At 63.8% G+C, this 12,373-nt stretch carries 10 protein-coding genes and 1 pseudogene; 4 read left to right on the top strand and 7 right to left on the bottom strand.

All coding sequences use genetic code 11. The annotated features are described in order from the left end of the window. Positions 1–668: 668 nt before the first annotated feature. The 3 genes from FCU66_RS10505 to FCU66_RS10495 are packed head-to-tail and all read right to left on the bottom strand — an operon-like array spanning position 669 to position 3,696. A complete protein-coding gene (locus FCU66_RS10505) occupies positions 669–1,916 on the bottom strand; it encodes an NAD(P)/FAD-dependent oxidoreductase (protein ID WP_136625407.1) in 1,248 nt (415 codons plus the stop codon). Beyond that, positions 1,913–2,632 (bottom strand): methyltransferase domain-containing protein, encoded by a 720-nt coding sequence (locus FCU66_RS10500; protein ID WP_136622815.1) that lies wholly within the window; start codon positions 2,630–2,632, stop codon positions 1,913–1,915. The genes FCU66_RS10505 and FCU66_RS10500 overlap by 4 nt, the downstream gene beginning before the upstream one ends. Further along, complete coding sequence (locus FCU66_RS10495; protein ID WP_136622816.1) at positions 2,629–3,696, bottom strand: type III polyketide synthase; 1,068 nt, start codon at positions 3,694–3,696, stop codon at positions 2,629–2,631. The genes FCU66_RS10500 and FCU66_RS10495 overlap by 4 nt, the downstream gene beginning before the upstream one ends. A gap of 159 nt (positions 3,697–3,855) precedes the next feature. On the opposite strand from FCU66_RS10495, the gene FCU66_RS10490 reads away from it, so the two are divergent. Next, on the top strand, positions 3,856–4,137 hold the full coding sequence (locus FCU66_RS10490) for a hypothetical protein (protein WP_246093846.1): 282 nt from the start codon (positions 3,856–3,858) through the stop codon (positions 4,135–4,137). A 327-nt stretch (positions 4,138–4,464) separates the two neighbouring features. Further along, on the top strand, positions 4,465–4,686 hold the full coding sequence (locus FCU66_RS10485; RefSeq protein ID WP_136625406.1) for a hypothetical protein: 222 nt from the start codon (positions 4,465–4,467) through the stop codon (positions 4,684–4,686). Between the two features lie 31 nt (positions 4,687–4,717). Here FCU66_RS10485 and FCU66_RS10480 read toward each other — a convergent pair whose 3' ends face one another. From FCU66_RS10480 to FCU66_RS10470, 3 genes are all read right to left on the bottom strand, one after another. Beyond that, a complete protein-coding gene (locus tag FCU66_RS10480) occupies positions 4,718–7,732 on the bottom strand; it encodes an autotransporter outer membrane beta-barrel domain-containing protein (protein WP_136625405.1) in 3,015 nt (1,004 codons plus the stop codon). After that, positions 7,729–9,684 (bottom strand): autotransporter-associated beta strand repeat-containing protein, encoded by a 1,956-nt coding sequence (locus tag FCU66_RS10475; protein ID WP_246093849.1) that lies wholly within the window; start codon positions 9,682–9,684, stop codon positions 7,729–7,731. Before FCU66_RS10475 ends, FCU66_RS10480 begins: the two co-directional genes overlap by 4 nt. Positions 9,685–9,939: 255 nt before the next feature. Next, complete coding sequence (locus FCU66_RS10470) at positions 9,940–10,314, bottom strand: hypothetical protein (RefSeq protein WP_136622199.1); 375 nt, start codon at positions 10,312–10,314, stop codon at positions 9,940–9,942. A 20-nt stretch (positions 10,315–10,334) separates the two neighbouring features. On the opposite strand from FCU66_RS10470, the gene FCU66_RS10465 reads away from it, so the two are divergent. After that, a complete protein-coding gene (locus FCU66_RS10465; RefSeq protein WP_136622200.1) occupies positions 10,335–11,105 on the top strand; it encodes an SDR family oxidoreductase in 771 nt (256 codons plus the stop codon). 17 nt (positions 11,106–11,122) lie between these two features. Here the strand turns inward: FCU66_RS10465 and FCU66_RS10460 are convergent. Continuing rightward, a pseudogene (locus tag FCU66_RS10460) lies at positions 11,123–11,599 on the bottom strand (HRDC domain-containing protein); the annotation flags it as partial. Between FCU66_RS10460 and FCU66_RS42640 the strand changes: the two are divergent. Continuing rightward, positions 11,495–12,313 (top strand): group I truncated hemoglobin, encoded by an 819-nt coding sequence (locus FCU66_RS42640; RefSeq protein ID WP_342778155.1) that lies wholly within the window; start codon positions 11,495–11,497, stop codon positions 12,311–12,313. The pseudogene FCU66_RS10460 and the gene FCU66_RS42640 overlap by 105 nt on opposite strands. The last annotated feature ends 60 nt before the right edge of the window (positions 12,314–12,373 follow it).

Raw genomic sequence — 12,373 nt, 5'->3', positions numbered from 1 at the left:
ACGCCATTTGATGCCGAGAAGGCGGCACGGGACTACGCGCTGTCGACCTTTCCAGATCGAAAGTCCGGTATCGTGGCGGTGGAAGTTCGCAAAGACGACGGCACGGTTGTATTCAGCAAAGCAGGGGGCAGCTAAATCTCAGCGCTTCCCCATCCTGGGCCATTGCCTGTTCCATCGCGTTCTGCCTCTGCCTTGTCTTTCGCGAGGAAGAGATGGCCGACACGCCGCCCTGGCGCACCAGTTACTGCGATGCTACTTCGGCTCGCAGAGGTGCTCCGTTGAGCGACGAACGACCGCCTGCAGCCACTCCGCTGTTGTGAAAGGCGGAACATATCTCCCAGCCCGGAGCGATGGTGGCAGCGTGGAAGGCGATTATCAGCTTTCCCGTTTTCCGATCCCAATCGGGAAGGCCGGTGATACGGGATGACGGCAGCTATCGCCACCCGCGTTCTCGAAACCTGCCGGACCGCTTTCCATCAAACCCGGCCATTCAGAAAATGGCTAAAACCGCTGACGAACCGCACCAATTAGCCCTGGAAGTCGCACCGTGCGGCGTTAGAGGGCTATAGCGTAGACATAGTGCTCATCATCGGCGGGCACGGCCCCGCCATAAATAATTGATTTAATTTGATTATTTTGTCTTCGTGCGAGCGAAGACGAGCGCCGCATTATGTAAGGCCGGTGATCGGCCTCGTCTTGCCGCTGATATGCGCGCCCAGTGTCAGTGTTTGCGGGAAAATCCGAACAGCCGCCCCCATCAGTGCCGCGCCGCCGGGGCCGATGGCCATCCGGGCGATGGCTGCAGCTGCGTAGACCCGCGTCGAAAACAGTTTTCGCCAGGCGGCTTGATAGCGTCTACCGGCAGCTTCACGCCCCGCTCGGCCGCTCGGCGCGCCCGCAAGTTCCGTGGCTAGCAGCCAACCGGACTGAAGCGCCATCGAGATGCCTTCGGCGATGATCGGATGAGACTCTCCGGCGGCATTGCCGACGCGGAAGATATCCCCTTCATAGCAGGCGCGAATACCAGGCCGGATCGGGCCGGCTGCAAGCCACGGACCGTCGCGCCGGGCTCCATCCAGAGCATCGCTCATGCCCCGGCAAGAAGCCATGAGATGGCGAAACACCGCGTCGGCAGCCGACACCTGGCCATCCTGTTTGGGGCCATCCCGTCTGGAGCTATGGTTCCTGCGCAGCCGCGCGAGCATGTCGCGACGTATGCAGCATGAGATCGACAGCCGGCCACGATCGGCCAGGACCATGCCGCCATAGCCGCCGGGAAACGCCAGCAGCGGCATCAGATCGGGCGCGAGCGACGACCCGGTGAAATGCGCCTTGAAACCGAGCAGGTCCCACGGGCGGCTGGTCTTTTCGAGCTGGCTTGGCAGCGGTCCCGGTTCCCAGGAACCGTGCGCGGCGACGATCACCGGCGCACGCAAGGTCGTCTCATCGGCGGAATTGTCGTCCCTTGCCTGAATGTGCACCCTTTGCATGTCTCCATCCCGGTCGATGGCGACCGCCTGGCAAGGCTGGAAGATCTCGGCACCCGCCGACCGCGCCGCCTGCAAGAGCAGAGTGTCGAGAACGTCACGGCCCAGCGCCCGGCCGAAGCCGTCTTTTGCGGGAGGCCCATATTTTGCACCCGGCATCGGCGCCTCGACGCAGGTCTCGCCGGAAAAGAAGCCGACGCGGCGGATTTCGGGACCGGCATTTGCGCGCCAGGCATCGCCGATCTCCAGATGGTCGAGCAGCGCGATGTTGCTGGCCGAGACGTATTCCCCGCAGACTTTGCGGCGCGGGAATGCGCTCTTTTCTACAATCGCCACGGCCCATCCGCGCCGGGCCAGCGTCAGCGCGGCGGAGGAACCGGCCGGGCCGGCGCCTATGATGACCGCATCGTAGGTCGACAATCGCCTCATGAGTCACGACCGCCGTCGGCGCTGGCGCCGACGAAGATGTGGGAAAAGAGACCGGCGCGCCGCTCCTCGAGCGGCCTTCCATTCGCCGCAAGCCAGAGAGCGGAAAGCTCGCTGTCGCGAAAGCCGGCGCGCACGCTCTGGGCCGCATCATGTCGGGTAACGTCGTTGGCGCCGATCACCGGCAGAAGTCGGGTCGCGGCCAGTGCCGGCATCGCCCTCAGCGGTTCGGTCGCCAGGAGCAACGGGGCTTTCGGCGCCAGCAACGAAAACAGAAGCACCAGTTGGGCGTCGTGGAAATGATGCAGGAACAGATTGACGGTGATTGCATCGAAGTGCTTGCCCTCGGCCCTTTCCGCCCAATCGAAGACGTCGCAGGTGATGGTCTCGATCTGCCATCCCAGCCTACCGAAATCGGCGGACAGCGCAGCGGTGACAAGGCCGGTACGATCGAGCAGCGTCAGCTCGACCTGAGGCCAATGCTTGGCGATGCGCCGCGCCACGGCAAGCATGAAGGTGCCGTCGCCGGCTCCGATCTCCAGAATGCGGCGTGGCGGCCTCGGCACGAATTTTCGCAGCAATGATGCCATGATCCGCGCCTGGAACATCAGCGCGTTGATGTGGCGGAGATCTCGGCGCGAAGTGAGCGCGCGCGGATCGTCGGCCGCAAGCCCGTCAAGGATTTCCGGGACGAGGCTGCGGTGGCTGAGCGCCGTCATGACACGGTTCGGAAAAGCATGGTTTCGGCCGTCAATCCGGGTCCGAACGACATACCGCAGCCGAGCAGACCCGCTGGTGTCTTCAGCATCTTTTCCAGCACGAACATGACGGTGGCCGACGACATGTTGCCGTATCGGCGCAGCACCTCGCGCGACGGCGCCAGTGCTGCGGGCGCAAGGTTCAGCGCCCTTTCGACGGCGTCGAGAATCGAACGTCCGCCGGGGTGTACGGCCCAGAGATCGATCGCTTCGGTTGGCCGGTCGTGGAGGATAGCGCCCAGGTTGCTCCGCAAGGTTTCATGAACCGCCGCCGGTACCTGGCCGGAGAGAACCATGTTAAAGCCGTGGTCGCCAATGTCCCAGCTCATCAGGTCGCGCCGCTCGTCCGCGACAGCGCAATGGAAGCTCTCAAGCTCGATGCCGGGCGGCTCGGCGGTGACAAGTGCGGCAGCGCACCCATCGCCCCAGAGGCAGAAAGACAGCAGCTTTTCCAACTCACTGGTTTCCCTGAGATGCAAGGTGCAGAGTTCGATGTTGACAACCAGGACCCTCGCCTTCGGGTCGGATCGAACGATGTGGCGGGCAAGCTTGAGCGCGTTGATCGCCGCGTAGCAGCCCATGAACCCGATCATCGTGCGTTCGACCCTGTCCGACAGGCCGCAGCGCCGAACCAGGTCCAGATCGATACCTGGCGCGGAAAACCCTGTGCAGGTGGCAACGATAAGATGGGTAATGCGTGTCGCTTCGTCGCCAAGCCGCAATCCGTCGACGCCTTTTTGTGCCAACACAGGGGCGGCTTCGCAAAACATCGCCATTCTCGCGGCCGTTCCGGGAAACGCGCCGCGGATGAAGCTTCCCTGAAGATCGACGAACGGCCCTTCAGGGTCTAGGGCGGGTGCAAAACAGGAATAGCGGCTCTCGATGTCGGCAAGGCCGGCCATGCGTTCGAAAATCCTCCGGTGGCTGGCAGCAAGCATGGAAGCCGCGAACCGCAGATAGAATTGATGAACCTCATGTTCCGGAACCGCTGTCGCGATCCGGTTGATATAGGCGTTCGCGGACATTTCCGGTCTCCCTGGGCGTCATGCGCGGCTTCGCGCCGCTGCCGGAGCAGGAGGAGTTTTTGCTCACTGACGCCGGTGTTGGACGCCAGTCTTGCGCTGCCTGTTCCATGAACGTTTCCGCAAACAGGTTTCGTCCCGGGCTATCTGTGGCGGCGCTTCATGCCAGTCCGGCTGGCCGAACGCGCTATCCGGGAGCTGGTGGCTGGGCATCCCATGCACACGCACGATCTCGTTGTCTCGCTGCGCAACTTCATCCGCGAGGCCCTCGACCTTGCGCCGATCCCGTCCGATCTCATGATCCCGCAACAAGGTCCGACCAGGCCATCGGCTTCGAGCGCACGCGGCAAGAGCGACCGTGGCAACGAGCCTTCCGGCGGCGGTGGGAAAGGCCGCATGGGTGGTGGAGGGCACAGTTGGAGAATAGCTTCCCCTCACCTCTAGACAGGGGTATAATCGAGCGTTGTTTAGCCTAAGCTCGGCAACAGGTAGGAGGAGCAGGCCCATCCCCCCCTGGGTCTGTCCGTCGCCCCTCCCCCTCGCGACGCTCCTCCTACTGGCCCTCGCCCGTCGCGCGTGGCCTAACCCCTCTTGGCTGCACTGCGGTGGAAACCGAACGAGCCTGCGGGCTGTTGAGGATTGCCGCGTGTCGGATGGGGTGCGCTTCGCTCGACCAAATTATTCCGCGCGAACGCCAATTGTGGTATGATTGGACCCGGGCCTTGAGGACAGGGCTGACCGTCCTCGGCCAAGGTTGCGGAGGACTGGGCGATGTCCGTTACCGACCAAGCACTAAAACACGGTATCCTGAGCGCCAAGGAGTTGGCTCTATTGAGTCGCGCGTTCGACGAGGCATGTCGTCAACGTCTGGTAGACGACCATTCGTTGGAGGCGGAAATCATAGCTGAGGAAATCGTTGCCGCTTATCGACATGGAGTGAGGGACGAGGACGAATTGATCAAGACCGCTGGAACCTCGTCACACATCGGGTAGATCACACTGCCCCCGGCCATGCACGTATTCGCTACCAGCTGATCCCGACCTTAGCCTTGCCGGCATAGCTCTGGACATTGCCGGAGAACTCACCCTGGAAGCCGAGCGACGCAAACAGGCCGGAGCCGGATGTGTATGTCGCGCTCGCATTGAGGAGGGCGGCGTTGGTGTCCGGTTCGGCCCCGTCGATGGTGAACGTCGCGCCGGGCAGGTCCTGGAACGTCGCCGTCACCTTGCGGCCGGTGCTGCCGTTGATGGCCCAGGCGGCGCGGCCCGACAGCGTCAGCTTCGCGCCGTCCTGCAGCAGGATGTCCTTGTCGAGGTTGAGGCCCAGTTCGAAGCGCGTTGCGGTGGTCGTCTGGGATCCGTAACCGAGCGCGAACTCGCCGGAACCGGCGCTGGTCTCGGAATAACCCGGCAGGTGATAGGCTGTGGCCTGGAAGGCGGCGTAGGGCGTCAGCACCGCAACCGGCGTGGCGAAGCGGTAGCCGCCCTCGACGCGTCCAGACCAGGTCTGCGCGTTGAAGGAAGCCTCCAGCGTGTCGCCCGGCACCGCCCGGCTGGTGTCGGTGTCGTTGAAGCCATAGGCCAGCACGCCGGCGATATAGGCATCGCCAAAACCCTGCCGGCCGAACACGCCGACATTGAAACTGTTGGCATGGCCGGAGCCGAGATCATCCGACAGGGAGAAGTTGGACGAGCCGCCGCCGATGGCGACGCCGAGACGGCTGTCGCCCCAGTTCCTGACGATGCCGCCGGCGACGCCAAAAATGTCCGAATTCGTGTCGTGCGAACCGACGCTGGCATCTCCGCCGATCTTCTGCGAACCGCCATAGACGGCGCCCCATGCCTGCCAGCGGCTGGCGAAGACAGACCCCACCAGGTCGGCATTGTGGCTGGCCTTCACGCCGAGCGAGGCGAACTGGTCCTTGCCGCCGGCCGCTTCTTCTTCGCCATAGGCCGTCCCTGTGCCGCCGCCGGTCGTGGCCGCCTCGCCCTGACCTGCCTGGGCATCGAGCGCATTGATGAACTGGTCGGCGCTGTCGATGCCGGCATTGATCGCACCGGCCGCCACCTCGCCCGACAGCTGGGAAAGCCCCGCCGCCGTCAGGCCGCCGAACACCAGCGGAATGCTGCCATTGGTGTCGAAGGCGTTGATGATGGCGTTACCGACGGCTTGCTGGTTGCCGGAAAGCCCTGTGCCTGGCGGCGGAATGAACGCGAGCGACAGATCGAGATAGGCGTGGGTGCCGTCGTAGCTCAAATCCGCCTTGAAACCAGACGGCAGGTTGGTGTTGACGAGCGAGTCAAAGGCCCCGCCGACACTGGTTGCGGTCAGGATGGTGTATTGCTTGGCGACATAACTGCCATTGGCGTAGGAGGCATTCACCGTCGCGCCGACGAGCGTCGCCGTGCCGGTGACGTTGGCGAACGACGAGGTCGCGGGATTGAGCTGCACCAGATATTGCGCGCCGGACTGGAATGCGAGATCGCCCGATATCGTCATCGACGTGCCCGGCGTGCCGTTGCCTGGCGCCAGCATGCCGCCGGACGCGATGGTCACGGTGTTGGGGGGACCGACAAGGCCGGTGCCGGTCAAGGTACCGCCGGCGTTCACGGTCACGCTCGATGAGCTGGTGATCGCGCCATCGACTTCCAGCACGCCGCCGTCGATCGTGGTCGCGCCGGTATAGGTGTTGGTGCCGGAGAGAATGAGCGTACCGGTGCCGGTCTTGGTCAGCGAGCCGCCGGCGCCGAGATAGAAGCCACCATCCTGGATCACGCCGGAAAAAATGGTCGAGAGATTGTTGCCGCCGACCGCGAGATCCGCCGCGCCGAGAAAGACACTGCCGTTACCCTCGATCGAACCGGCGGTGGTGCTGCCGGTCGTGAGCCCCGAAATATCCAGCAACCCGCTGCCGTTCAGGATGAAGCGCGCGGCTCCGCCGCTGGCACCGCCAGCTATATAGGTCTGGCCGCCGCTGTTGGTGGTGATGATGGCGCTGCCGGCCGTGCTGGTATGATTGAAGCGCAGGGTCGCGCCGGCGTTGTTGGTGATGTTGGCGCTGCCGGCCGTGCTGGTGTTGAAGAATCCCATGCCGGCGTTGTTGGTGATGCTGGCGCTGCCGGCCGTGCTGGTGCTGGTGAATTGGACGCTGCCGTTGTTGGTGAGATTGGCGGTGCCAGCGGTGCTGGCGTCGCTGAAGAGCATGGTGCCGCCGCTGTTGGTGGTGATGTGAGCGCTGCCGGCCGAACTGGTGTTGAAGAAATCCAGGCCGTGGTTGTTGGTGATGGTGGCGGTGCCGGCCGTGCTGGTGTCGGAGAAGACAAGGCCGCCATAGTTGGTGATGTGGGCGCTGCCCGCGCTTGTTGCGTTGAAGAAGCCCGTGGTACTGTTGTTGGTGATCGAGGTGATGCCTGTCGTGTCCGCATTGACGATGTCGAACGTGGCATTGTTGACCACCGCGCCGACGATTTTCCCCGTATTGCTGGCGTCGCCGAGCTGCAGGGTGCCGGCCGAGATCGTCGTGCCGCCGGTGTAGGTGCTGGACCCGGTAAGGATGGTGGTGCCGGCGCCGTTTTGCGCCACCGCACCGGCTCCCGAGATCGCGCCGGCGAAGGTGTAGGCGTCAGACCGGTTGAACGCCAGCAGGCCGTTGTCGAGCACGGCGCCGACGATCGACCCGCCGGCCCCGCCATTGCCGAGCTGCAGCGTTCCGCCATTGATCGCCGTGCCGCCGGTGTAAATGCTGGCACCGGTGAGGATCGTGGTGCCGGTGCCGTTTTGCGCGAGCTTCCCGGCGCCGGTGATGGCGCCGGCGAAGGTGTAGGCGTCAGACCGATTGAACGCCAGCAGGCCGTTGTCGAGCACGTCGCCGACGATCGACCCGCCGGCCCCGCCATTGCCGAGTTGCAGTGCGGCCCCGGCATCGATCGTGGTGCCGCCGGTATAGGTGTTGGTGCCCGAGAGAATCGTGGTGCCGCTCACCACATCGAGCGCACCGGTTCCCGTGATCGCGCCGGCGAAATTGCTCGCCCCTCTCAAGCCCAGTGTAGCCCCCCGGTTGCGACCGTGCCGCTGCCGAGGAGAGTGTTCACGCGTGTGTTGAAGCCGTTGATGTCGAGCGTGGCGCCGCCGTCGACCGTCGTCGAAGCTCCGGCGTCAAGGAGTGCGCCCAGGGCGGAGTTACCGGCGCGCAAGGTGCCGCCGACCACCTCGTAGGTCTGGGTAAAAAGAGCGCCGGTGAACGTTCCTTGTGCCGGCGCGAACACGACGGTGCCCGTGTCCGTCGCGGAGCCGAACCTGATGCCCGAGCCGTTGCCGATGACAAAATCTGGCGTATTCAACGTCAGCGTCTGTCCCGCCGCCGCGCCAAACGTCGCGGTCACGCCATCGTTTATCACAATGGTGTGCGTCAGCGTCGTCGTGGCATCCGCGCCGAGTGTGCCGGCGCCGGCGAAGATCACATTGCCGGTTCCGAGCGCCCCGCCGGCGCCGATGCGCAGCGCGCCGGCGGCGATCGTCGTCCCGCCCGAATAGGTGTTGGCACCGGTGAGGATCGTCGTGCCGGTGCCGTTTTGCGCAAGCGTCCCGGTGCCGGTGATGGCCCCGGCGAACGTATAGCTGTCCGACCGGTTGAAGATCAGCGCCCCATTGTCGAGAACGTCGCCGACGATCGACCCGCCGGCGCCGCCATTGCCGAGTTGCAGCGCGCCGGCAGCGATCGTCGTCCCGCCCGCATAGGTATTGGCGCCGGTGAGGATCGTCGTGCCGGTGCCGTTCTGCGCAAGCGTCCCGGCGCCGGTAATAGTGCCGGCGAACGTATAGCTATCCGACCGGTTGAAGATCAGTGCCCCATTGTCGGTGGCGTCACCGAGGATCGAACCGCCGGCGCCGCCATTGCCGAGTTGCAGTGTGCCCGGGGCATCGATCGTGGTGCCACCAGTGTAGGTGTTGGCGCCCGAGAGTATTTGCGTGCCCCAATACACGTGGAGCGCACCGGTTCCGGTGATGGCGCCGGCGAAGTTGGACCCTCCGCTCAGGTACAGTGTGGCGCCCCCGGTTGTGATCGTGCCGCTGCCGAAGAGAGTGTTCACGCTTGTGTCGAAGCCGTTCAGGTCGAGCGTGGCGCCACCGTCGACCGTTGTCGAAACTCCGTTGGCAAGAAGGCTGCTCAAGACGGAATTGCCGGCGCGCAAGGTGCCGCCGGCCACCTCATAGGTGTTGCTTCCAAGTAGGCCGATCCCCGCCGATGCCGGCGCGAACACCACGGTGCCGGTGTCCGTCGCGGAGCCGATCTTCATGCCCGCGAGGACGCCGATGCCAAAGAATGAGGAATTCAACGTCAGCGTCTTTCCCGCCGCCGCACCGAACGTCGCGGTCACCCCATCGTTTATCAAGATGTTGTTCGTCAGCGTCGCCGTGGCATCCGCACCGAGCGTGCCGCTGCCGGTGAACGTCACATCGCCGGTTCCGAGCGCCCCGCTGGCGCCGATGCGCAGCGCGCCGGCAGCGATATTGGTGCCGCCGGTGTAGGTGTTGGCATCATTCAGAACGACAGTACCGGGACCCGCGATGGTCATTGCGCCGACGCCGGTGACCAGGCCATCGACTGTCAGATGGGCCGCGGAACTGGCAGTGGTGATCACCGTATTGGAATTCAGTTGCAGCGTTGCCGTGGTCGCAAAGTCGGCCGCGAAATTGCTGCTCTGCACATTGATCGCCGCCGACCCTGAACTGACCGCCATGATCAGCGTGCCCATTTGAAGATTATAGCTGCCGTTGGTGGAACTATTGAGGTTCAGCGTACCAACCGTGAACGGACCGCCGGTCAGAGCAACGCCGTAGGTCCAGTTGGGAACGACGGCGTTGAAGGTCGCGGTCGCGTCGATCGCATTGGGAACGATGGCGGGGCTCCAGTTGGCCGAGTCGCCCCAGTTTCCATTGGTGGTAGTCCAGATACTGTCGGCTGCCGCTGGCAGTGAGGCCACCAGCACAGCCGCCAAGGAGGTTGTGGTCAGAAGAACTCGCGCGCGGCCCGCTCGACGAGCGGCGCCCGGAAATGTCACGCCAGACATGCCTTGCCCTCAAAAAAGACCGTCGCGCGCCCTATCGACACACCAACATCGGCCGGATGCGCCGACTGCAACGACCCAAGGCATGTCTCATCATGGTTTATGAAGGCTTTGAACGAGAATCCGTGCGCCACTTGCAGTAGAGAGCCCAGATATCTCGGAGAGCAAGAGCAGCATTCACGCCGCGGGCTTTTCATCTTGGCTTGTTGCTTGCCGGCAACAGGAACATGGAAGTAACCGGGCAGAAGGCCCAAGTCGTGCATAAAAAAGCGGCATCGTCAGCAAAAAATAGCGTCGCCAGGCTTCCGATTCGCGCACCGCAATCGCGCCCGGAAAAACCACGCCGAACTCCTTGAGCTTGGCGAGACGAATGCCATTGACTTCGGGCTGCTCGGCCATGTCGATCAGCGTGCGATCGCAGACGAGCACATAGACCGGTACTTCCAGGCAAAACGCATTCGCCCGCGCATTAAGTTCATTTGACCGGCTTCGGTTGAACGGTAGGCTGGAAACAAGCCGCCGATTGCCGCATGGGATCGGTTCCCGTCCCATGCGTGCAGAGGCCGCTTGCTGTGAGCATTTTCGACCGATTTTCCCTGGAGGGGCGTGTGGCGCTGATCACCGGGGGCGGGCGTGGGCTCGGCTTCGAGATTGCGTGCGCCTTTGCCGAAGCCGGAGCCCATGTCGTGGTGACCGGACGCACCGCCGCAACACTCGATGGCGCCGTCGCCGCCATCACCGGAAATGGCGGCAGTGCGCAGGCGGCGGTCTTCGACATCGCCGACATTGGGGCGGGTCGCGCGACGATCGCCGATATTCGCAAAACCCGAGGCCGGCTCGACATCCTGGTCAACAATGTCGGCGCCCGCGACAGGAGGCCGCTCGCCGCTTTCGACGACGACGATATCCTCGATCTGATCAGGACGGATCTCTTGTCGGCGATCTCACTGTCACGCGATGCGGCGGAAATCATGAAAGCGCAGGGCTATGGCCGGCTGATCGCGGTGACCTCGATCGTCGGTGAGATGGCGCGGCCCGGCGATGCCATCTATCCCGCCGCCAAGCAGGGGCTGACCGGGCTGATGCGCAGCATGGCCGTCGAATACGGCGCGCACGGGGTAACGAGCAACGCCATCGCGCCAGGAATGTTCGCCACCGAGACCAATGCCGCGATGGCGGAAAATCCCGATATGGTTGCCTTCGCCCGCCAGCGGGTTCCGCTGCAGCGCTGGGGGCGGCCGCATGAAATCGCCGGTGCCGCACTTTACCTCGCCAGCGATGCGGCCTCCTTCGTCAACGGACATGTCTTGACTGTCGACGGCGGGATGTCCGTACAGATGTGACGACGCACGACAGGTCTTCAGACCGTTCCATCCGACTGGTGCGCGGCGATGGCGCTCAGAAAAGTCTGGCCGAACTCCTTGAGCTTGGCAGCACCGACGCCATTCACTTCGGCGAAGGCGTCGAGGTCGCGCGGGCGGCGTTCGGCCATGTCGATCAGCGTGCGGTCGGAAAACACCACATAGGCCGGCACCTGACGCTCCTTGGCGAGCCGCAGCCGCAGGGATTTGAGCGTGGCCAGCAGCGAAGCATCGACGCCTTCGGCGTTAGCACCCGACCCCTCGGCCGCTCGCATCTTGCGCAAGGCGCGGCCGCGCACCTCGACACGGTAGTGGAATGGCATCTCGCCACGGCCGAGCGCATGGCCTTTTTCGGCGATGGCGAGGCCGCCATGGCCAGCCGGATCCGGCGCCAGGAACCCGCCCGCGGCGAGCTGCCGGATCAGCGACAGCCAGAAATCCTTCTTTTGCGTCAGTCCGCTGCCGAAGCTGGCGAGCGGAATCGCATTTTGACAGCGGGAATGCGGTCAATCGGAATAATTCGAACGGGGGGCTCGTTAATTCCTCAGACGACGCCGGGTTTAGGCAAAGTGGATATGTCCGACGTTGAAGCCGCCAGGCAGGCCGCGGCTTGCTCTGGCTTAACTCGAAGGAAATCAGAGATGAAAACGGCTGTTTCAACCTCTTTAACAAGACGAAGCGTCGTTGCAGGGCTGGCGATGACCGCCGCATCGACGGCTGTATTGGCGACGGACAACGCGCATGCGCAGGCCAAACAAACTACACCTGAGAAAAGTCTATACGAGCGGCTGGGGGGCGTATTCGCCATCGCGGCGGTGGTGGATCATTTCAGCGACGCGGTGGTGAAGAACCCCATCGTCGGCCAGAAGTCCAAGAACCCGCAGTTGCGGAAATGGCACACCAAGAACCTTGGAAGGCTGCCTGGCCTCAAGTTCATGCGGACGCTGTGGGTCTGCGACGTTTCGGGTGGGCCCTTCAAGTTCGTGGCTACCAAGCCCGGCACGACGCCGCTCGGCCTTGAGGAGGCCCACCGGGACCTGCGGATCTCTCCCGCAGAATTCGATGAGGTCGCAGCGGAACTCGGCCGGACCTTGGACCACCTCAAGGTTCCAAAGCCCGAGAAGGCCGAAGTTCTGGCAGCTTTCGCCGCCCATAAGGACGAGGTCACCGCCGGCTACAAGCGAGCCTGAAGCCCGATGTTTCTTGACGGCGATGCTGCCCCCGCCCAGTGAAGGAGACGTAGAGAAAAC

The organism is Mesorhizobium norvegicum (assembly GCF_004919685.1).
GTDB classification, from domain to species: Bacteria; Pseudomonadota; Alphaproteobacteria; order Rhizobiales; family Rhizobiaceae; genus Mesorhizobium; species Mesorhizobium norvegicum.
This window is presented reverse-complemented; position numbering and strand designations above follow the sequence as displayed.

Bases quoted from the DNA above. Each gene is read 5' to 3' on its own strand.
- FCU66_RS42640 (WP_342778155.1), top strand. From the start codon at position 11,495: ATGGCCAGCCGGATCCGGCGCCAGGAACCCGCCCGCGGCGAGCTGCCG.
- FCU66_RS10485 (WP_136625406.1), top strand. From the start codon at position 4,465: ATGTCCGTTACCGACCAAGCACTAAAACACGGTATCCTGAGCGCCAAG.
- FCU66_RS10495 (WP_136622816.1), bottom strand. From the start codon at position 3,696: ATGTCCGCGAACGCCTATATCAACCGGATCGCGACAGCGGTTCCGGAA.
- FCU66_RS10505 (WP_136625407.1), bottom strand. From the start codon at position 1,916: ATGAGGCGATTGTCGACCTACGATGCGGTCATCATAGGCGCCGGCCCG.
- FCU66_RS10500 (WP_136622815.1), bottom strand. From the start codon at position 2,632: ATGACGGCGCTCAGCCACCGCAGCCTCGTCCCGGAAATCCTTGACGGG.
- FCU66_RS10490 (WP_246093846.1), top strand. From the start codon at position 3,856: ATGCCAGTCCGGCTGGCCGAACGCGCTATCCGGGAGCTGGTGGCTGGG.
- FCU66_RS10470 (WP_136622199.1), bottom strand. From the start codon at position 10,314: ATGGGACGGGAACCGATCCCATGCGGCAATCGGCGGCTTGTTTCCAGC.